The organism is Paenibacillus litoralis (assembly GCF_046244365.1).
In the GTDB taxonomy this organism is placed as follows: Bacteria; Bacillota; Bacilli; order Paenibacillales; family NBRC-103111; genus Paenibacillus_V.
Window position 1 is genome coordinate 4928018 of the sequence record NZ_CP176395.1, and the last position, 19465, is coordinate 4947482.

Consider the following 19465-nt stretch of genomic DNA (forward strand, 5'->3'; position numbering starts at 1 on the left):
TCATTCCATTCCTTGACAAAATGACAAAGGCTGCTCGGTTTCAAGACCGGCAGCCTCCGCGCACTCATTTCAACAGTAGATCGATTTGTTCCGATATGCATTCGGCATACCGCTTGTGGCCATCGGCATTAGGGTGAACGCCGTCGTCGCGATCGGAGTTGTCGAGGGTAATCAACAAATCCTGAAGCCTGCCTCCCGCCTTCAGATACCGATTCCATGTGCGCGTAATATCCGCCACCGGAATTTGGCATTCATGAGCCGCTTCCCGGATTCCTTCATTGTAGCGCTCTATCCAAGCTTGCGCGCCCAGCGGCTCCGCATACCATTCCTGCGGATGACGCGCATAGTAATAATGCGAAGCGTCTCCCTCGATAATCGGGTGAATCGTGCATAGCACGGGCTTGACGCCTTTCTGAATAAGCTGTTTACATATCGTTTGAAGGTTTTGTTTGAAGGCCGGAATCGTTACCTTCGGCATATTGCTGGAAGCGGCCACATGGTCGTTCATGCCGAATTCGACGATGCAAATATCCGCCTGAAGTTCAAGTACGGCTTGCAAACGCTCCATCGCCTTTGAAGACGTTTGTCCGGGCACCCCGGCATTGACCGTATCGCATCCGTACCGGCTTCCGAGATGAAACAAATAGGTTTCCTCTTCCTCTAAAAATACGCCCGCCGTAATACTATCGCCGTATCCGACAATAAGCACGCTCTCCACTCCTTTTTTTCTGTGAACTTCTCAACGGCGTCAACCTTCAAAATACCACATCCATCTTGCCAAATCCTATCATATCCGTGTCCGCAAGAATAGTAGTTATTTGAAAAGGCGGCAGGGTTGCCCTATAATAAATTACCTGTTAGAAGACCGATGGCGGCAACCAAATCTTTTACTCTTTCTAAAGGGGGCATGAAGCATGAATCTATTTATATTAGGCGATATTCATGGTTGCTATCATACTTTCCAAAGCATCATCAAACGCCACTGGGATATCGAGACGGAAATGCTCATCGGAGTAGGAGACCTGATCGACCGGGGGAACTACTCGCCTCAGACAGTTGAGATGGCCCGCAGTCTGATGACGGCTTATCCCGATAAAGTCGTATTTCTTAAAGGCAACCATGAATACGAGATGGTGCAGCACTTCCTGTCCGGCCCTAATGACAATTGGCTGAAACAGTGCGGCAAGGAGACGCTTCGCCAGTATAAGAAATATCGCCGAGCCGCGGTTGACGATGTCGCCTGGTTTCAGCAGTTGCCCTTGTTTTGGGAGAACGATGCCGTATTGATCAGTCATGCAGGCATCGCTGCCCAAGCCGCCGATCCGTTTAACGAAGACGACGAACTAGGCATTTTGTGGAATCGATCTCCGCTCCGCAATATGCAAAAGGTTCAAATCATGGGTCATACCCCTGGGAAACAGCCTATCTTCCATGCGGAAAGCAATGCTTGGAACATCGACACCGGCGCGGTATTCGGCCGCTGCTTAACGGGAGTAAAGCTTAAGGAAGATGGCGAGCTTATCGACTTCTTAAGAGAAGACACGGATTGGCGGGACATCGATGCCAAGCATCGCGTCAAGCGCTGATCCGATACGGCATACGTCCGCGACAACGAAAAACCATCGCCGTTTCGCGATGGTTTCTGAATAACGTTCAGGATCTTGAAATCTTCAATAGCCTCTTCTTCTGCCCAAAAAGAGAGAAACGACAAACATGACCAAAAAGATTACGAACAAAATTTTGGCTATGCCGACCGCCGCAGATACAATTCCAAAAAATCCGAAAATGCCGGCAACAATAGCAATGATCAGAAATAGAATCGCCCATCCTAACATGTGCAGCACCTGCTTTCTGGAATAGATTTAAGTTGCTGTCGATCTATCGTCTATTACCCGTTTGCCGGCAGATTGAAACATGTTAGCGCGATCGATGCTCATTTCCGCTTCCGGTAGATTCGTTCATGGGGCACACAGTCCGTATAGGGCAATCCTTCCGGTACAAACAGAATCGACTCCTTGCTCCCTAATCCCAGAAAGCCGCCGTCAGACAAGCTGTCGTAAATCAAGCGATGCACGCGCTGCTGCAGTTCATTGTCAAAATAAATCAGGACATTTCGGCAGAGCACCGCATGAAACTCGTTGAACGAACCGTCCGTAGCCAAATTATGCTGGGCGAACAGAAGGCTTTCGATCAAGTCGGGGCGAAAATAGGCATACTGATGATCCGCCGAATAGTATTCGGAGAAAGCCCTCGTCCCCCCCGCTTCCAAATAATTTTTCGTATACAATTGCATTTGCTTCAGGGGGAACGCTCCCTTTTGAGCGCTCGCCAGAGCCTTTTCATTCATGTCCGTGGCGTATATCTTCGTCTTCTCAGCTAGCCCTTCCTCCAGCATTAGGATAGCCATCGAGTAGACTTCTTCGCCCGTAGCGCAGCCGGCATGCCAAATTCGAATCTCGGGAAGCTCCCTGAGCACGGGAACGACTTGATTCCGGAAGGCGACGAAGAAGCCGGGATCTCTGAACATTTCGGTCATTCGAATCGACAGATCGTTCAATAACCTATCCAAATATCCCGGCTCGTGCAGCACTTTCTCCAAAAGAGCCGTAATCGTCGGAAGCCTTTCCGCTTTCATGCGAATCAAAATCCTTCTGCACAAAGAAGCCCTCACATAGCCGCGGAAATCATACCCGTACATCTGATACAAGCCTTCCAGAAGCAAATTGATTTCAATATCTTGCCTCTCGTCGCGAATGAGCGTCTCCGAATCGAATGGATCGTCTGCGTAAGGATGCTCGATTGGCGGTCGATTCAATGCGGATTCACCTGCTTTGTCAGCCACACCCGCATCAGCGAAAACAGCTGATCGATATTTAGCGGCTTCATTATATAATCGGAAGCTCCCGCCTCCATGCATGTCTCGCGTTCGTTTTTCATGGCTTTGGCCGTCAGCGCAATGATCGGAAGCTTGTGCATGCCGGGATGGCGGCGTATCGCCTTCATCGCCTCGTAGCCTCCCATAACCGGCATCATGATGTCCATAAGAACCAGATCGAATCCGTCTTGTTCCTGTAAAATCTCCACCGCCGCCTTGCCGTGCTCCGCCGCTAGAACCGTTACGCCTTTTCGCTCCAGTGCCGTTACGAGCGCGAAAACATTACGGGCATCGTCGTCAACGAGAAGCACCTTCTTCCCCTTAAACAACTGTTCATCGGAACAAACGGCTTCAGCCGCTTCGTTCCTACCGGATTCCCGTTCTCTCTCGGCGCTTTCCAATTCATTCGCGTTCGAGCTTGAACTCGCAATCGCTTTCGCGGATGCATTCTCGCTTGCGGCCGCCGCTTCCTCGTACTCCCCGCTCGCCGGCTCTGCTTGCTCCGGCTCCGGCTTGCTAGGCACATACAGAGTAAACGTGCTGCCCTTGTTCAGCTCGCTTCTGACGACGATGGAACCGCCGAGCAGCCGCGTAAACTCGCGGCATATCGATAAACCGAGCCCGGTTCCTCCATATTGCCGGTTAGTCGTACCGTCGACCTGCTGGAAGGCTTCGAAAATAATAGGCTGCTTATCGATCGGAATGCCGATCCCCGTATCCGTTACGGATATCGCCAGCACGGTTTCCTCTTTATTTAAGGGGAGCAGCTCCTTGATCCGCTCGGGATTGGCAGGATCGATACGTACGGTAACCGAACCCCGTTCGGTAAACTTGAAGGCATTCGATAACAGATTTTTCAAAATTTGCTGCAGCCTCTGACCGTCCGTTGAGATGACAGAAGGCGCTTCAGGATGCATCAGCACTTCGAACGCCAAATGTTTGGCGGCGGCAACCGGTCCGAACATGCCCTTCATCAGTTGCGGTATTTCCGTAACATTGACTTCATCCGTCATGATTTCGATTTTCCCCGCCTCGATCTTGGACAAATCCAGTATATCGTCGATGAGGCGCAGTAAATCTTGTCCGGCGGTATAGACGACACGCGAATAATCCTCGACCTCCGACATGTCCATATCCGCGTTATTTTCTGCAAGCATTTGCGACAGGATGAGAATACTGTTCAGCGGCGTGCGAAGCTCGTGAGACATATTCGCCAGAAAATCGGACTTGTACTGCGAGTTCGTCTCCAGCTCCCGCGAATACCGTTCCAGCTCGTCCTTCGCTTTCTTGAGCTCCAGCGCTCGCTGTTCGGCATAGAGGTTCTGCTCCTCCAGATGTTCATTGGAGATTCGCAGCTGTTCTTGCTGCATTTGCAATTCTTCGGATTGCGCTTGCAGCTCTTCCGATTGCGTCTGCAGCTCCTCGGTCAGCATTTGCGACTCGCCCAGCAGCCGTTCCACTTCCATGCGTCCGAGCACGCTCGTAATCGCGGAACCGAACTTTTCTTGCAGCAGATCCAGCAAGGTAAGATGCTGGGAGAGAAACGGCTGAAGCGCGGCGAATTCGACCACCGCTTCAACCCGGCCGTCAACCAGAATGGGAGCGACTAGTAAGTTGCGCGGCGAGGAAACGCCTAAGCCTGTCGTTACTTTGATATGCTCGTCCGGCAAGCTATCGATGAGGAACAGCCTTTTATCAAGCGCGCATTGACCGACCAGCCCTTCTCCCAAACGAAAGCTGGAGGCAGCATCTTCCTGCCCGGCAAGCGCATAGCCGGCAACCTTGAAGAAAGTGGTATCACCGCCTTGGTTCCTGCGAAGATAAACGACCCCGTATGCCGCTTGAAGCATAGGAGCCAGCTTCGTGACGAAGGCTTGCGCCAGTACCGTTATATCGGTAATGCCCTGGTACATCGTTGAAATTTCCGTCAAGCTTTTCTGTATCCAGCTTTGCTTCTCCAAACTGCCAAGCAGATTGTTGGTCGCCTCCGCGAGCTCCCGGATCTCGTCGCGGGATTTCACTTCGATTCGCGCAGTAAGGTCGACCTCGGCATCCGTAATGCTCTGAATCGTTCGCACCACCTGCCTGATCGTTCTGACTATGGATTTAGACAGAAGCAGGGCTACCGCCAGCGTAAGGAGAGAGACCAGACCGACGATCGTGTACAAAATGATTTTGACATTCGCGTTGCTTTGAGTGAGCTTATTGGTGCGATCCGCCGTTAGTTTCTTCTCTTCAGCAAGAAAGGAATCAAACTGCGTACGCAGCTGATCCATGATTTTCTTCCCTGTATTTTGCTCGAAATGCCGGTTTAGAGCGTCCGAGTTGTTTTCTTTTTTACGTGAAATGACGTATTCGCCGGTATTCGAAACCCAGTTTATAATCAGCGGTTTCATCTGCTCCAAATTGCGCTGCTGCTCTACGTTATCGGCTAACAGCGTATGCAGCTTGTTATAATTGTCCAGCCAGTTTCGGCTTCCCGCTTCATAGGGCTCGAGATACTGTTCGTCTCCGGTTATCGCGAACCCTCTCATACCGGTTTCCATGTCCAGTATGTTCTTCTGAACCTGATTCAACAGATCGTGCGCTTCGATATCGTGACCGGATAAGAACTCCACTTCCTTCTGCAGATCGGTCATCCGGTCTGTCACGATAAGCAGCGATACGCCCAAGCAGAGAATAATACAGAAATAGCCCGTAATGATTTTAGCGTGTATGTTGTAGCTCAAGGCTTTCATTGCGGCCGCCTCCCCGTATAGTTCGTATAGAGAATATAACCTCTATTCTACCACAGTCCCTATACAGCGATCCTAAGTGCCACTACGGGAACTCTAGCAACAAACAAGAGCATGCGTTACGAGGTGTTTTCGCTCGATGCGCTCTCGGATAGAACCTGCTTCAATTTGTCGATGGCCCTCTTCTGTATTCGGGACACGCTCATTTGCGAAACGCCCAGTTGCTCGGCTATTTGCCGCTGCGATTGTCCCTCGTCGTAAATCAGATAGAGCACTTGCTTTTCTTCCTGCTTCAGGCAATCCATCGCTTCGATTAAATCCATACGCGTCTCCAGCAGCCGATAGTCGTCCGAAGGAACGGCGATCAAATCCGCAATCGTAGCTGAGCCCTCTCCTTCATTCGAGAGCGGCGTATCGAGCGAAGTATAGTTATAATAGTCGCGGCCGGCCAATATTTCGATCGTTTCTTCCGGTGTGAGCTCCAAAACGGCGGCAATTTCTTCCACGTTCGGGGAACGCTCCAGCTTCACCGTAAGCTCGTCGATCGTACGCTGCACAAGCGAGCTCTTCTCCTTAATTTTTCGGGGCACCTGGATATACCAGGACTTATCGCGCAAATAATTTTTCAAATGCCCGATTAAGCTTTTCATGGCATAGGCTTCGAACGGGATATTTGTCGAGCTGTCATACTGCTTAAACAAACGAAGCATCGCCATTTGCCCGACTTGATACAAATCCTCGATCAAATCTGGCCGGTTGCGCGACATTTTGCCTGCAGCCGTTCGCACGATCGCTTCGTAATGGAGCAGAAGAACCGTTGCCGTTTCCTCGCATTCCGTTTCTTTATAAATTTTCATCTTGGAGTACATTTCGTACAAGGGCTTAGAGGATTCGTTTACATTCATGCCATCTCCTCTTTTCTGCTCAGCCGCTTCGTCAAGACAATCTCCGTTCCGCTGCCGTTATCCGCATGCACCTGTACGTCATCCATTAACGCCTCCATGAGAAAGAGCCCCAGTCCGCCTACCGACACCTCGCTAATTTCATTCTGGTGCGGAGGGATGGCTCGGCCAGCTTCTCCCGCATAGGAAAAGCTCTGACCATGATCTTTTACGGAAATGGTAACCCCGTCCCCGCTGTTCTCGAAGCGGATGTCAATCGTTCCCGGTTCCCCTTCCCCGTAAGCGTGCAAAATCGCGTTATTGCATGCCTCGGCAACAGCTACTTTCATATCTTCGATTTCCTCGAAGGAGAAGCCGGCTTTCGTAGCAAAACCGTACAAAGTCAATCTGATAATATCTAAATATTCCGCATTGGCGGGAACCGTTAGGCTTACGTATGGATTCATAGTCATTCTTCTTTCCTTTCCTGATTGTCCTAGTGCGGGTTGCCCGCGAAAAAACGCGAAACGCCTGTCAAATCGAGTAGCCGCTGGATCGGCGCGGGCGTATACGCCAACCGGAAGGAAGCGTTCATCGCCGTTCTGGCTTTAAGAATCGATACGAAAATGCCGATACCGGTACTGTCGATATACGTGACCTCGCTCAAATTCAGGATAAGCGTTCGGTCCCTCTCCTTCACTAGGGGATCAAGCTCCGTTGTCAAATAAGTCGCTGCGGATAGATCAAGCTCTCCGCTTAAGTGTACGACATTCTCATTTTCCGTCGATTGCTTGTGCAACCGGAACTTATGCATGGCGCTCATTCAAGATCCTCCTCAATCAGCATCACCGTTACGAGGTGTTTGGGTCTGCATTGGTCTAAGCTTATGCCAAAGGTCCAGCGCTGCGGCGATCCCGTCCAGGACGGCATGCCATCGGCCGGTTCGCGCCGAGCTCGTCTTGCCGCTTATTGTCTGCTTCAAGGATGCGGCAAGGCTTGCCGCGGACTGCTTTACCGACGACGTGATTTCATGAACGGCTTGTCCGACATCGTTCACGCTGCCGAAAACATGATTCAGCTTCGATAGCTTCATTCGCAAATCGAGCGCCATTTCATTCGTATTTCCGATCACGTCCTTGACTTCCTCGCTGATTTCCTTGACTTCATTCTTCATTTGCCCCATGGCAAGCGTAATTTCGTCCAAGGAGCCTTTAAGCGATTGCAGGGTTTGGATAAGAAAAAAAGTCAGAACGACGAATGCAATCGCGACCATGATCGCGCTGATCTGCAGCAGCATAGCGACCCCTCCTTTTTCCGCATGACTACCATTACCCGCTCGTGATCGGATTGAAACAGCCTATCGCATAAATAATTCGGACTGTTTCAACCGGGCGGCGGAAGGGTAACGATACTTATCACCACCTATTCCCTATACTTGGAGGTAAAGATCATGTCAAAAGCCGAAACGAAAGCCGTTCCCTTAACGGAAATCTTAAACAAACAAGTCGCTAATTTCTCCGTCTTATATATGAAGCTTCACCATTATCACTGGAATGTCAAAGGCGAGCACTTTTTCACGCTGCACGTTAAATTTGAGGAATTTTATACGGAAGCGGCCTTGCATCTGGATACCGTCGCCGAAAGAATGCTGTCGCTGCGCGCCGTTCCGACGGCAACGCTGAAACAGCAGCTCGCGATCGCCTCAATCAAGGAAGCAACAGGCGAGGAAAGCGCACCGCAGATGGTCAAGGTATTGGCAGGCGATTTCGACTGCATTTGCTCGGATCTCACGATGGGCATTTCTTTGGCCGAAGAGCATCGCGATCAGCCGACCGCCGACATGCTGATTGCCATCCGCTCGTCGCTCGAGAAACACAGATGGATGCTCGAAGCTTATTTAGGCAAGTAATAGCAGCAAAGCCACGGAAGGACGGGCTACCCGTCCTTCCGTGGTTTTGTTACGAATAATTTCATAGGTGCCTCGATCCAAACCGCCTTTCCCTCACTCACAATGAGAAATGTAGAGTTCCCTTAAGCTTCGACCGGTTTCAAATCGGCCTAACGTGCATTTCACCGCTTCCGTTAGCGCATACGCGCCCTTATTTTGCCGAAATCATAACCAAGCACATGTCGTCCTGAGGCGCTTCGAGCTTCGAGCCCGGCTGCAAACGGTCGAGCAAGGCGGCGGGATCATGACCGGCTTGCTCCCGCAAGCTGCGGATGAGCTTGGCAGGGCCATCTTCGCGCTCCTCCTCCAGCCACTCCGACAGCCCGTCCGTGTAGAGCAGAATGCGGGCTTCCTCGCTGTACGGAATCACACCTTTTGCCATGTCGATATGTTCAAAAAAACCGAGCGCGCAGCATCCTTCCGTCAGCAGCCTCACTTCCCCGTCTACATACGCAATCCCTGCCGGATGCCCGGCATTCACATATTCGATCGTCCGCTTTTCCGTATCCAGCACGAAATAGATCGCCGTAAAGTAGTAGTTGATCAAGCTATCCGGCTTATACAGCTGATTCATTCGCCGGTTTAACTCCTGCATCACGGCTATTGGATCACCCATTCCCGTAATCGTATCTTTTAAGGCGGAATAGATGTACATGCATGCAAGAGACGATGAGATCCCATGCCCCATCATATCGAGCAAAATGATGCCGTACCGGTTCGGTCCGATCGGATACCAGGCGTACAGATCGCCGGCTAGCTCGGATGAAGGCTCGTACACCGCGGAAATATACGCCCTCTCGTCCTGAACCGGACTGCTGAGCATGCTTCGCTGCACTTGCTTGGCGAGATCCAATTCATATTGGATCCGCTTGTCTCTTTCCTTATGCCAATCCTTCTCATGCTTCAAGCGAAGCGTCGAACGGATCCGGGCCAGCAGCTCCACCTTATTGATCGGCTTCATCACGTAATCAAGCGCGCCGGCATCCAGCGCCTCAGCCAATTTAAGGGAATCCCCCATCGCCGTGACGAAAATGATTGGAAGATCGCGGAATCGCTCTTGCCCCAGAATCGTTCGGCAGGCTTCCACTCCGTCAATCTCCGGCATCATCATATCCATCAGGATCAAATCTACCGGTACTTCCGCCGTACTGGAAGAATCCATGTCCAGAAAATGATAAAGCTCTCTGGCGGATGAAAGCAAAACCAATTTATCGTAGCCGGCTTTGAGCAGGATTTTCTCGATGACGATTAGATTCGTCGCATTGTCGTCTACAATAACAATATTCAATTAGCCAACCCCCTATAGGGCGAATCGTAATGGGTGCCCTAGTCTATTATCATAGCATGGAATTGCGTGACGCTCTCCTTTTTACTACCCGCCGAACGGCATTTTCAATCAGGTTTTCCATCGGTTGTTTAGCGGATTTTCCGTTCGCTGTTTCACATGCCGCCAATACGGGTACATGCTAAGTAGGAAACGATCTACTAACGACAAAGGAGAGATGTACGATGAGTGAAGCAGCGGAAACGAATAAAGGCGGACTTTGGTTAGGATTGTTGATCGGAGGGGCGTTAGGAGCTGCCGCTTCATTACTGTTGGCTCCGAAGTCAGGCTCGGCTTTACGCGAGGATTTGTCCAATACTTATAAATCTCTTCACGAGAAAAAAAGAAGACTGGCTTCGACCGTCAAGGAAAAAGCCCAAGACGTTGCGAACAGCATCGGCAATCACGCCTCCGAGCTTTCCGAGAAAGCCAAGGAAGGAAAGCAAATCGTGGCGGATACGGTGCAAGCCGTTAAAGAAGATATTCAAGGCAGGAACGGCTCGGGAGCTTGAGTCCTGTCGCGGAATAAGAGGACAGCCCGCGGCGCGCGATGAAGAGCACCCCCATTTTGCTAGACACTAGGAGGAGATGACTATGGATAAAGGAACGCTGCATGAGCAGTTTACCGACTTAGGACTGGAACGAATCGAGCATATCGAGCAATCAACGTACCGGTTAACGATTAGCAGCGATGTAACCGGCACCGACTACCCGCTGATCGTAACGACCGTCACATGCGAACAGGGTAATACGGTCGTTAACTTTGAGGAAGCCGACTTCGAAGGCGGTGAAGCGGTTCCGCTTCATGTCCGCAGAGCGGCGCTCGACAAGCTGATCGAGTTAGAGCTGCTGTTCCTCGATACGGCGGCCAAATCGCTTAAGGAAGCCAACAACAGCTCTATGGCGCAGGACATGGACGAGATGAAGAAGCTCGGCAATGAGATGAAACACATGAAAACCGGAAGCGAGCTTCTGGAAAACAATCAGATACCGGATCCGATGCAATAACAGGCAACGTGCGAGGCTGTCCCGTAAAGCCGTGAACCGGGCCGAGGGACGGCCTTTTTTGGCGAGCTCAGAAGGACTGAGGATGCAGCCGACAGGATAGTGAACCTCTGTTCACTAATAATGAATCTAAACTCAGTATTTAGGTTGATAAACGTGCTTCCGTGCGAAATAGTGAAGGAAAGTTCATAAATAGTGAACCTTACGGCCAAATAGTCCCTTTTGCTTCACTATCCGCTCGGAAATGGGGAAATGGGTGAAAATAGTGAATGTAGGTTCATAAATAGTGAAGCCAGGTTCACTCGGGACCAATGTCCCCCTTCTTCGCTAGCGAAAACCGAAGGATTGCCAATCGCATCACTGGGCAATAAGGAAAAAGGGGCTTGTCTCAGACTAGCTGAAACAAGCCCCTATCTTAACCGCCCGCTTGAACCCTTAATGCATCATCGGCGGATAATAATAGATCGCAGGATCGTAATCATCGCCTCCATATTGCGTTCCGCCCCATGCGATCACGACGATCTTGTCATTTTCCATTTCGGCTTCCAGTCGCTCCGCATCCGATTCGGTGAAGCCCATCGACCTCATTTTGGCACGCAGCTCGTCGCCCCGGGAGCGAAAAATATTGGCGATCGCAGTGCCGAGCCCCTCCTCGGGTACCCCGATCTGCCCAGCGCTCGCTCTTTCCGCTACGCGTTCTGTGCGGTCTTTATCGTAGGCCAGCACATAAATGTTGTCTTCCCTGTATCCTTCCGAACGAAACGTTCTAACTTGGACTTGTGCCGCATTCACATTGTCGACCGTCTTCACTTTCGTTTCCATGATTTTCATATAAATCCCTCCTAAATGAGAAATGATGAAGCTTGTATTCGTCTTGCTGATCATCATTACCCGCTACCTTACGTATTGAAACGGTTATGCCGGCTTATCCGTTACGATCTCTGCGGCACAACCTCATCCTTTCCCCGTAAAAAGCCCATAATCGCACGATTGGAACAGACCTACCCGTGACGCATAAACGCACCAATAAATGAGAAATCCCCGGTTTAATCCAACAAAGGGGTTATGACCATCAGGAGCAAGGAAATGCAAAGCAATGAAAAGGTTACCGGTTTCGACAGCTTTTGCATCCCTGCTCCCTTGTACCATCCCGAGAATTGCAACCGGTTCCGATAAAGCACATAAATCAGGACGAGAATCGCGACTCTCGCGAGCCATGCATACTCATTTCGGTCTATAGGAAAGCCGGCAATGGAATACGCAGCATTCTGCAATACGCTGAACAAGATACCTAATACCATCACCAGCACGAGGATGCGCAGCAGCTCTAACATATACCTCAGAATCGAAACCATCTCCCTCGACAATCGACAGTCGCCCTTGCACTATCGATATTTATCCCTATATCTCTATGACTCGTCCGCATTCCCGGGAATCCGAACGATCGTTTCCCAATGCAGTACTAGCTCGGTAAAGCTTTTACTCGATCCCAGCCATTCCCCTTGTGCACGGAATGATCGTTCTCATCGAACAGCATCGTGCTTTGTTGTGCAATGACCTGTATATCGAATCTCACCCCACTCCAACCGGCCTCAACCGCCACATAAAAAAAAGCCCGATTTCTCGGGCTTTCTCCGGTTACGATGCGAAATAAATCTTACCTACGCTTTCCCCCACGAAGGGCTTAAAGCAAACCGCACCGCGCGGTTGATCAAAACAGGAAGCACCGACACATGGCCTTCGTCCTCGAATTCGCGGAAGGCTACTCGCAAGCCCCTGCTTGTAAGAAGGGATAGACGCTCCGACATGTCCCTGGCGTTATCGTTCATCGGAATTCTAAGGTTCCCCTCGAATTCTCCTACCCCGATCAAAACACCTGCATCCAGTCTTTCCCGTTCGAGTCCCGCAGCAAATCGCCTTTCCGCCTCAAGCAGTACGCGCTGGTTCCAATGGATGGACGGACTGCCTGCGATATACGTTTGGAATGATCCGGGCTTGTTGAAAAGCGCATGCAGCACGAAGAGTCCTCCTAGCGAGTGGCCGAAAATCGTTTGTCTTTTCGGGTCGATGCTGAATTCGCGCTCGATTGCCGGCTTCAGCTCGTCTTCGATAAACGCCAGGAACGATTCCGCACCGCCTTGTTCGGGCCAGGCTTTCCCGTCGGGGCTTTGCGGCAGTTCGCTTTCGGGCACCGGCATCGTAAAATCGCGATGACGGGCGGGATCGAACGGCTCATCCGTCCGGTAGCCGATGCCGACGATTACGGCGGGAACGACCCCCGTCTTGTCCGGCCTCCTCCCTTGTACGCGAACCGCTTCCGTCATCGTCCCGAACACGGCATTCGCATCAAGCAAATAGATAACGGGATAACCGGTTGCAGGCGGTTCCTCCGCCGGCACGGCAATGAAGATCCGGTAGTGCCGGTTATTCGTGCGTGCCTGCATATCGCGCTGTATCGAACGGGGCATTTCAACCTTCTGCTCCTTCGCAGCCGCGGCACCCGTTGACATCCGTTCCGTTCCTCTGCTTTCCATCGTTCCTCCTCCGCCTCTCTGACGGCTCCGATTGGAGCCCTTCTCTGAAACTTCTTTATTTAGCTAAGCCCGCACTTGTTTACGGTAGAGTAATAAAATAAAATAGGGCACGCCTATAATCGCTACCACGATGCCGACCGGCAATTCCGCCGGGGCAAACAGCGATTTGCCGATATAGTCGGCAACCATAACGAGCAGCGCGCCGACGACGCCGCAAACCGGGATCATTCGCCTATGCGCGTTCCCGACAAGCCGCCTTGCGATATGCGGAGCCATCAAACCGATAAAGCCGATGCCTCCCGAAACGGACACGCAGGCGCTGACGATGCCGATACCGCTCAAGAGGAAGATCGCTTTCTCCTTCTCGGCGGCCACTCCTACGCTGACCACGCTGTCTCCGTCCATCTGGAACAAGTCCAGAATGTAGGACCGCCTAACGATGACCGGGATCAGCACGACAAGCCACGGCACGATCGAAGCGATATATTTCCAGTTCGCATTATAGATGCTGCCGGAAATCCATACCGCAGCCATCTCAAAATCCTTGGCGTTCATCTTCAGCGTAATATAAAGCGAAACGGCTCCCAAGCCCGAAGCTATCGCAATGCCGGTTAACAAAAGACGCTGCGGCTCCAGCCGGCCGTTCTTCCATGCAAACGAGTAAATAAGCAGCGCCGCCGCAAGCCCGCCTGCCAGCCCGAACAGCGGCATGGCCAGGATGGGCATCCAGCCGGTTCCTTTTATCTGGCCTTGATAAAAGAACAAAAAAATGACCATCGCCGCGCCCGCTCCGGCGTTAATGCCGAGAATGCCGGGATCGGCCAAACCGTTGCGCGTAATCCCCTGCAAAACGGCGCCGGCGATGCCGAGCCCCATTCCCACGAGAACCGCGATGACAATCCGGGGGAGGCGGAACTCGAAAATAACAAGATCCTGATCCCGCTGCGGATCGATCCGCAGCAGCGTACGCACGACGTCCTTCACGGAAATATCGAAGGCGCCGTTCGTCAGGCTCACGTACAACGTAATGAGCATAAGGCCTATGCCGATTGACATTACGGCGGCAAACCGGACTTTGGATGACTTAGCCACGCACAGCGCCTCCCTTCGTCCTTACTAAATACAGAAAGAACAGGACGCCGAGCAAAGCCGTAACGACGCCGATGGGCATCTCGTATGGATAGTTGAGAAATCTGCTAAGCACGTCGCATAACGCCAGGAAGATACCTCCCAGCACCGCTGAGCAAGGAATGACCCGGCGGTAATCGACTCCGGTCATAAACCGTGCGATATGCGGAACGATGAGTCCGACAAAACCGATCTTCCCGGCCAGCGCAACGGATATCCCGGTAAGCAGGATGACGCTCAAGGTCGCGATCAGCTTGATCATCCATGTTTTTTGTCCCAAGCTGACGGCAATGTCCTCCCCGAGGGACAGCACCGAGATCGATTTGGATATCCATACGGCCATGACGAGACCGATGATGGCAAACGGAATCGTCAGCTTGATAAGCGCCGGATCCAGCTGATGCAGCCTTGCATTATACCAGAAGCTAATATTTTGCGAGACTTGAAAATAGGTCGATAATGCCGCCGATATGCTGCTGAGAAACGTGCCGATGATCGTGCCCAGGATCGCCATCCGAACGGGCGAGAGCCCGCCGGGAAGCGCGCCAGCCAGCCCGAATACGATGATCACGCTAAAGGCCGAGCCCGCAAAGGAGTATACGATCATGTCCATGGAGGAGGCGTTCGGCATGAAAACCATGCAGAGGGTAACGGCAAATGCGGAGCCGTCCGAAACCCCCATGATCGAGGGCGAGGCCAAATAATTGCGCGTCATTCCTTGCATAAGCGCTCCGGATACGGCGAGAAAGGCGCCGATCAACAGCGCCCCAACGGCTCTCGGAATACGGGAATGCATAATGATTTGATGGTCTGCGTTGCCCGGATCAAAATGGAGCAGCGCCTCTCGTACCGTGCCGAACTCGATATGCTTAGGCCCGTACAGAACCGACAGCAGCATCGTGAATACGATGACGACCGGAGAACTCCATAGGATCAGGGCTGTAGCGGGATTTTTTACTCGCATGCCGTCCGTCTCACTTTGCTTGGTTGAATGTGATCTTTTTCAATGCGTCCAGGAACGCGATTTTGCTGTAAGCCGTCCCGCCTTGGGTAAGCGGGTCCACGAGGTTGACATACAAATTGCCGTTTTTCACCGCATTCACACTCTTGAAAATCGGATTGTTCTTCAAATCGTCCAGCGCTTTCGGCGTATCTTTATTCTCGTCCTCCGAGAATTGAATGAAGAGGTAATCCGGGTTGATTTCCGTCAGCTTTTCCATGGAAATCTGCTGCTGAGCCTTCGCCTGCTTCACTTCAGCGGGAACGGTTGCGCCGAGCTCCGCATACAGCGACGGATTGAAGAACACGTCCTCGGGATAGACGAACAGATTGCCCGTCCGGACCCGAACGGCCAGAACCTCTTTTTCCTTGATGACAGGAGCGATCTTCTCCTTTACCGCTTTGAGATCGTCCTTGTATGTTTGCAGCGCCTTCTTGGCCTGCTCCTGTTTCCCGGTCAGCTCCGCAAGCAGATTCAAGTTCGCCTCCCAGTCCGTCGAAATATGGGAAACCGGAATCGTAGTGGCGATCTTGGCAAACTTCTCCGCCGTCTCGGCAGGGAATTTGGTGCTGCTAAGAATGATATCGGGCTTCAGCTTCAAAATGGTTTCGAGGCTCGGCTGCGTCTTCTCTCCGACACCCGTTACGCCATCGGTTATTTTGTCAAACAGCGAAGGGAACTTCCCGCCGACGGTAATCGCTCCAAGCGGCTTGACACCTAGCACCAAGGCATCCTCCATCGATTCCAACGACCCGCTGATGACGATCTTGTCGGTTTGGCCCGGAACCGTATACGATTTGCCCAAATAACTGATCGAGCGAGGCGCCGTTGAAGCGGCTGACGGACTGACGGACGGACTCGCCGATGGACTCGGACTCGTACCGGCGCTCTTCGGGCTTGCCGAAGCGCCGCTTACCGGCTTCGCCTCCTCCTTCGCTCCGCATGCCGCCAATCCGAGCATCAGGATCGATGCTATACCAAGTGCCAAAACTCTTTTATTCATTACTATACGTTCCCCTCTCCACTGCCTTCGTTTAATTGATAACGATTCTCATTATAAACCGCCTATTCGGGAGCGAACATGGACAATAGCAAGAATCATTATGGACGATCTCCACATACCTGCAGAAGCAGATCTTCAATCATTCGTTCGCAAGCGTATGCGGAATATTCCCGCCAAGGATCCGATGAAATCAGGTATACCTGGTTTTGGCGCACCGCCTTCAGGTTCTTCCACATTGATGACGCTTGAAGCGTCTGCCAACGGCTCAAGGATTCCGGCTCCTGACAAACATTCAGCAAAATACGGTCCGCATCGTACGCGGTAAGCTGTTCCTCCGAGATCGGCTGCTTGTAGTGATCGGCATGAAAGCCGGGAAACGGCTTCATCCGCAAGTCACGGTAAAGCACGTCTCTCATCCCCCGGGTCGGACATACATAAAAGCTTTGCTTATGGAAGCTCACCGGGAGGACGAGCTCTTCCTTCAATTCCTTATTCACCCGTTCCCGGACATGATCCGCTCTCCGGTCGTAGCTGCGCAGCCAGCTTTCCGCTTCCTGGGATGCGCCTAGCACATCCGCCGTCAGCCGGAACTGCTCCCGCCAATCCGTTCCTCCGGAAGGGATATAATGAACCGGCGCGATTCTCTCAAGCCGCTCCCTCTCATCCGCTTCCATATCGTCCAGACTCAGGATCAAATCCGGTCTGTCTTGATCGAGCGCTCTAATATTCGCTTCCCAATCCTCGTTAAACCGGTAAGCGCTAAGGTGCAGCGGGATATCCGCGCGATATGTCCTATAATAGTAAGCCGTCCATTTGGGGTGAAGCGGAGCGGCGTAAGGGATCGTCTTCAGGGCAAGCAAATGGCCGAGTACGTGCGGCATGTAAGCGGCTATCTTGCGGCGGCGGTTTTTCAAATATGCCGTGGGCGACACCCCTACCGATTTCTTGAACATGCGGCTAAAATAAAACTCGTCGCCATACCCGATCTGATGGGCGATATCGCGCAAGCGGACATCCGAACTCACCATGAGCTGCTTAGCGGCATTTACCCTTATCTCCGTCACGTAATCGATCGCGCTGATCCCATACGTCTTTTTGAACAGATTCACGTAATATTTCGGGCTGATCTCCGCCATTCGAGCCAACTGCTCGATCGTCAGACTCTCGCTGTAGTGGTTCTCGATATAGGCTCTGGTACGGTCCAGTGCGGTGCGCGAATCCGACTCGGGCTCGTACCGGAATTGCTTGATTACCCAGTGCAGCAGTTCCTGAAAAGCGGCTTGCCCGCCAAAACGCTCCAATGGCCGCTCGCTGCGGAAATGGTCATAAACCTTATCGCATAGGACGAGCATCCGCGTATCGGCGTGAACCGGAATTTCCCCATGGTACGGGAAGACGAAGTCGGATTCCGAATCGCGTTTGACATCGAACGTAATCTTATAAAGATCCGGCTTTTCCCCTTTTCCGGCAGTTAGGCCGACGGTTTGTCCGGGAAGCGCGATATGTACGGTATCCTGGCTGAGCCGGTACTCCTGCAGATCGATCGTCAGCCGGCCTTCGCCTCCTTTGGCAACGAACAGGACATGCGATTCGATCAGCTGCTGTTCCTTGCCCATCGAACGAAGTCGATCGATGCCGCGAAGCTTGCACCACAGATCGTCTAACGAAGCGTGCACTTGCAAATCTTGATAACTGGACTTGGACAAGAGGAATCCCCCTCTAAATCATGCGAATGATAATCATTATCATGTAATAGGCTAGCATAGAGGCAGTAACAGGTCAAGAGGATAACGCTTTCTAGAAAACTCTAGTAACAATCAAGTAAACATAAAGACACACCGCAGAGAAATCGGCGGTGTGTTTTTTCTTATGGGGAATAGCTGGCGGTTCCGTCCATATCGACGGCTCTGCCGTTTATTTTAGCTTCGGCGAAGGTTGCTTGCCGAATGATCGCATAAATATCGCACAACCGAAACAGCTGTTCGATGTGATAAACGCCGAAAGGCAGTTCGGAGCGATAAACCGTATCCGATATATGTGCGGCAATCTTAGCCGTCATATCCGCTTCATGATGTCCGTGCACCGTAAGCTCCGCTTCGATCTCCTCGCTGCCTCTCCTCCCCTTTGCATCGACTTTAACGGCATACCTGTCGTCGCCGAAGCTGAGCAATCCGAAGCTGCGGATAACGGCTTGACGAAACCATGCGACGCTCAGCATACGGAACAGACCCGACGCTTTCAGAACGGCCAGGAAGGAAGTTGCCATACCGGAGTCCAAGCAAAGCCGCGTAGCTACACTCGGCACGTTAAGCGTCCTAGGAAGCGATTGCTGATCCGCAAAAGGAAAGAGGAAAGCTTTTTTGCGGGACAGATCCGAACCAAAATCCATACGCTTCCCCTTCGTAAAGCTGTAAGCGGTGACGCTCCGGTTATTTTGCATAATCGCATACCGCGCGTTCAGATTATCGACCGTCCATTCGATTGCCGCTCGGCCATGCTTGTCCCCAAGTCCCAGCATGATCCCGATCTCGATGGTCTTCGTTTCATCCATCCACCGAGATGCCTGCACAGCCAAAAGATTCGTAAGACCCGGAGCGAGCCCGACGCTAAGAACAGCCGTTGCCCGAGCATCCTCGGCCGCCTTATGCAAGCTTTCCGCTTGAGACAAAAAAGCGCCGTTCGCCGAAATGTCTACGTAATGCGTGCCGCTGCGTATGCAAGCCTTCACGAAAGAAGTGTCCGTTTGATCCAGGCACATGACGATCAGCCTCGCGCGTTCAAAAAAGGACAAGTCAACCGGCTTGCTAATGTCCGCTTGCAGCGGTTTGACTCTGCCGTTCGTCGTTTGGCAAAACGCCTCGGCGCGCTTCAAATTGCGTCCGGCCGCGTAAACTTTGCCCGGGTAGATTTCGCCCAGGGATTCGCATATCATTTGACCTACGTGGCCGTAACCGCCTATTACGATGATGTCTTCTTTCAATCCTTTTCAACTCCCCGCTTTTCCTATACACTAACTATCAAGAATCATTCTC

The 19465-nt window shown here is 51.9% G+C and carries 21 protein-coding genes; 4 read left to right on the forward strand and 17 right to left on the reverse strand.

What is annotated here, in order from left to right; translation table 11 throughout:
- Positions 1-64: 64 nt before the first annotated feature.
- Positions 65-709 (reverse strand): SGNH/GDSL hydrolase family protein, encoded by a 645-nt coding sequence (locus ACKGJP_RS20610; RefSeq protein WP_409340683.1) that lies wholly within the window; start codon positions 707-709, stop codon positions 65-67.
- Between the two features lie 205 nt (positions 710-914).
- Between ACKGJP_RS20610 and ACKGJP_RS20615 the strand changes: the two genes are divergently transcribed.
- Positions 915-1586 carry a metallophosphoesterase family protein gene (locus tag ACKGJP_RS20615; RefSeq protein WP_409340684.1) on the forward strand — a complete coding sequence of 224 codons (672 nt, stop codon included), beginning with the start codon at positions 915-917 and terminating at the stop codon, positions 1584-1586.
- An 84-nt stretch (positions 1587-1670) separates the two neighbouring features.
- Here the strand turns inward: ACKGJP_RS20615 and ACKGJP_RS20620 are convergent, their stop codons facing one another.
- From ACKGJP_RS20620 to ACKGJP_RS20650, 7 genes are all read right to left on the reverse strand, one after another.
- A complete protein-coding gene (locus ACKGJP_RS20620) occupies positions 1671-1835 on the reverse strand; it encodes a DUF1328 domain-containing protein (RefSeq protein WP_409340685.1) in 165 nt (54 codons plus the stop codon).
- A 98-nt stretch (positions 1836-1933) separates the two neighbouring features.
- Positions 1934-2800, reverse strand: a complete 867-nt coding sequence (locus ACKGJP_RS20625) for a CheR family methyltransferase (RefSeq protein ID WP_409347215.1) — start codon at positions 2798-2800, stop codon at positions 1934-1936.
- Between the two features lie 11 nt (positions 2801-2811).
- Positions 2812-5613: a CHASE3 domain-containing protein gene (locus tag ACKGJP_RS20630; RefSeq protein WP_409340686.1), complete on the reverse strand. Its 2802-nt coding sequence runs from the start codon at positions 5611-5613 to the stop codon at positions 2812-2814.
- A gap of 116 nt (positions 5614-5729) precedes the next feature.
- On the reverse strand, positions 5730-6515 hold the full coding sequence (locus ACKGJP_RS20635; RefSeq protein ID WP_409340687.1) for a sigma-70 family RNA polymerase sigma factor: 786 nt from the start codon (positions 6513-6515) through the stop codon (positions 5730-5732).
- Entirely contained in the window at positions 6512-6964 is a 453-nt protein-coding gene (rsbW, locus tag ACKGJP_RS20640; protein WP_409340688.1) for an anti-sigma B factor RsbW, read from the reverse strand. Before rsbW ends, ACKGJP_RS20635 begins: the two co-directional genes overlap by 4 nt.
- Before the next feature lie 23 nt (positions 6965-6987).
- Positions 6988-7314 (reverse strand): STAS domain-containing protein, encoded by a 327-nt coding sequence (locus ACKGJP_RS20645; RefSeq protein ID WP_409340689.1) that lies wholly within the window; start codon positions 7312-7314, stop codon positions 6988-6990.
- Positions 7315-7326: 12 nt separating this feature from the next.
- On the reverse strand, positions 7327-7788 hold the full coding sequence (locus ACKGJP_RS20650) for a DUF948 domain-containing protein (protein WP_409340690.1): 462 nt from the start codon (positions 7786-7788) through the stop codon (positions 7327-7329).
- A 153-nt stretch (positions 7789-7941) separates the two neighbouring features.
- Between ACKGJP_RS20650 and ACKGJP_RS20655 the strand changes: the two genes are divergently transcribed.
- On the forward strand, positions 7942-8400 hold the full coding sequence (locus tag ACKGJP_RS20655; RefSeq protein WP_409340691.1) for a Dps family protein: 459 nt from the start codon (positions 7942-7944) through the stop codon (positions 8398-8400).
- A gap of 190 nt (positions 8401-8590) precedes the next feature.
- Here the strand turns inward: ACKGJP_RS20655 and ACKGJP_RS20660 are convergent, their stop codons facing one another.
- The gene (locus ACKGJP_RS20660) at positions 8591-9727 is read right to left on the reverse strand and encodes a PP2C family protein-serine/threonine phosphatase (protein WP_409340692.1); all 1137 of its coding nucleotides are present in this window, start codon (positions 9725-9727) and stop codon (positions 8591-8593) included.
- A 221-nt stretch (positions 9728-9948) separates the two neighbouring features.
- Here ACKGJP_RS20660 and ACKGJP_RS20665 point away from each other — a divergent pair, with 221 nt between their 5' ends.
- Together ACKGJP_RS20665 and ACKGJP_RS20670 are read left to right on the forward strand one after the other, a co-directional pair.
- On the forward strand, positions 9949-10275 hold the full coding sequence (locus ACKGJP_RS20665) for a YtxH domain-containing protein (protein ID WP_409340693.1): 327 nt from the start codon (positions 9949-9951) through the stop codon (positions 10273-10275).
- Between the two features lie 82 nt (positions 10276-10357).
- On the forward strand, positions 10358-10771 hold the full coding sequence (locus ACKGJP_RS20670; protein WP_409340694.1) for a hypothetical protein: 414 nt from the start codon (positions 10358-10360) through the stop codon (positions 10769-10771).
- 432 nt (positions 10772-11203) lie between these two features.
- On the opposite strand, the gene ACKGJP_RS20675 is transcribed toward ACKGJP_RS20670, so the two are convergent.
- The 8 genes from ACKGJP_RS20675 to ACKGJP_RS20710 form a co-directional block, all read right to left on the reverse strand.
- Entirely contained in the window at positions 11204-11599 is a 396-nt protein-coding gene (locus tag ACKGJP_RS20675) for a general stress protein (RefSeq protein WP_409340695.1), read from the reverse strand.
- Positions 11600-11814: 215 nt separating this feature from the next.
- A complete protein-coding gene (locus ACKGJP_RS20680; RefSeq protein ID WP_409340696.1) occupies positions 11815-12135 on the reverse strand; it encodes a hypothetical protein in 321 nt (106 codons plus the stop codon).
- A gap of 294 nt (positions 12136-12429) precedes the next feature.
- Positions 12430-13302: an alpha/beta hydrolase gene (locus tag ACKGJP_RS20685; protein WP_409340697.1), complete on the reverse strand. Its 873-nt coding sequence runs from the start codon at positions 13300-13302 to the stop codon at positions 12430-12432.
- A 63-nt stretch (positions 13303-13365) separates the two neighbouring features.
- Positions 13366-14394 (reverse strand): FecCD family ABC transporter permease, encoded by a 1029-nt coding sequence (locus ACKGJP_RS20690; protein ID WP_409340698.1) that lies wholly within the window; start codon positions 14392-14394, stop codon positions 13366-13368.
- The gene (locus tag ACKGJP_RS20695) at positions 14387-15394 is read right to left on the reverse strand and encodes a FecCD family ABC transporter permease (RefSeq protein WP_409340699.1); all 1008 of its coding nucleotides are present in this window, start codon (positions 15392-15394) and stop codon (positions 14387-14389) included. The genes ACKGJP_RS20690 and ACKGJP_RS20695 overlap by 8 nt, the downstream gene beginning before the upstream one ends.
- A gap of 10 nt (positions 15395-15404) precedes the next feature.
- Positions 15405-16433, reverse strand: a complete 1029-nt coding sequence (locus tag ACKGJP_RS20700; protein ID WP_409340700.1) for an iron-hydroxamate ABC transporter substrate-binding protein — start codon at positions 16431-16433, stop codon at positions 15405-15407.
- Between the two features lie 98 nt (positions 16434-16531).
- Positions 16532-18139 carry an AraC family transcriptional regulator gene (locus ACKGJP_RS20705; RefSeq protein WP_409340701.1) on the reverse strand — a complete coding sequence of 536 codons (1608 nt, stop codon included), beginning with the start codon at positions 18137-18139 and terminating at the stop codon, positions 16532-16534.
- Positions 18140-18300: 161 nt separating this feature from the next.
- Positions 18301-19413, reverse strand: coding sequence for a saccharopine dehydrogenase family protein (locus ACKGJP_RS20710; RefSeq protein WP_409340702.1), 1113 nt, complete (start codon positions 19411-19413; stop codon positions 18301-18303).
- Between the last annotated feature and the right edge of the window lie 52 nt (positions 19414-19465).

What these genes read in the sequence shown, in the direction of transcription:
- ACKGJP_RS20630 (WP_409340686.1), bottom strand. Translation starts at nt 5,613, where the DNA reads ATGAAAGCCTTGAGCTACAACATACACGCTAAAATCATTACGGGCTAT.
- ACKGJP_RS20685 (WP_409340697.1), bottom strand. Translation starts at nt 13,302, where the DNA reads ATGGAAAGCAGAGGAACGGAACGGATGTCAACGGGTGCCGCGGCTGCG.
- ACKGJP_RS20675 (WP_409340695.1), bottom strand. Translation starts at nt 11,599, where the DNA reads ATGAAAATCATGGAAACGAAAGTGAAGACGGTCGACAATGTGAATGCG.
- ACKGJP_RS20650 (WP_409340690.1), bottom strand. Translation starts at nt 7,788, where the DNA reads ATGCTGCTGCAGATCAGCGCGATCATGGTCGCGATTGCATTCGTCGTT.
- ACKGJP_RS20620 (WP_409340685.1), bottom strand. Translation starts at nt 1,835, where the DNA reads ATGTTAGGATGGGCGATTCTATTTCTGATCATTGCTATTGTTGCCGGC.
- rsbW (WP_409340688.1), bottom strand. Translation starts at nt 6,964, where the DNA reads ATGACTATGAATCCATACGTAAGCCTAACGGTTCCCGCCAATGCGGAA.
- ACKGJP_RS20665 (WP_409340693.1), top strand. Translation starts at nt 9,949, where the DNA reads ATGAGTGAAGCAGCGGAAACGAATAAAGGCGGACTTTGGTTAGGATTG.
- ACKGJP_RS20700 (WP_409340700.1), bottom strand. Translation starts at nt 16,433, where the DNA reads ATGAATAAAAGAGTTTTGGCACTTGGTATAGCATCGATCCTGATGCTC.
- ACKGJP_RS20695 (WP_409340699.1), bottom strand. Translation starts at nt 15,394, where the DNA reads ATGCGAGTAAAAAATCCCGCTACAGCCCTGATCCTATGGAGTTCTCCG.
- ACKGJP_RS20670 (WP_409340694.1), top strand. Translation starts at nt 10,358, where the DNA reads ATGGATAAAGGAACGCTGCATGAGCAGTTTACCGACTTAGGACTGGAA.
- ACKGJP_RS20655 (WP_409340691.1), top strand. Translation starts at nt 7,942, where the DNA reads ATGTCAAAAGCCGAAACGAAAGCCGTTCCCTTAACGGAAATCTTAAAC.
- ACKGJP_RS20635 (WP_409340687.1), bottom strand. Translation starts at nt 6,515, where the DNA reads ATGAATGTAAACGAATCCTCTAAGCCCTTGTACGAAATGTACTCCAAG.
- ACKGJP_RS20645 (WP_409340689.1), bottom strand. Translation starts at nt 7,314, where the DNA reads ATGAGCGCCATGCATAAGTTCCGGTTGCACAAGCAATCGACGGAAAAT.
- ACKGJP_RS20615 (WP_409340684.1), top strand. Translation starts at nt 915, where the DNA reads ATGAATCTATTTATATTAGGCGATATTCATGGTTGCTATCATACTTTC.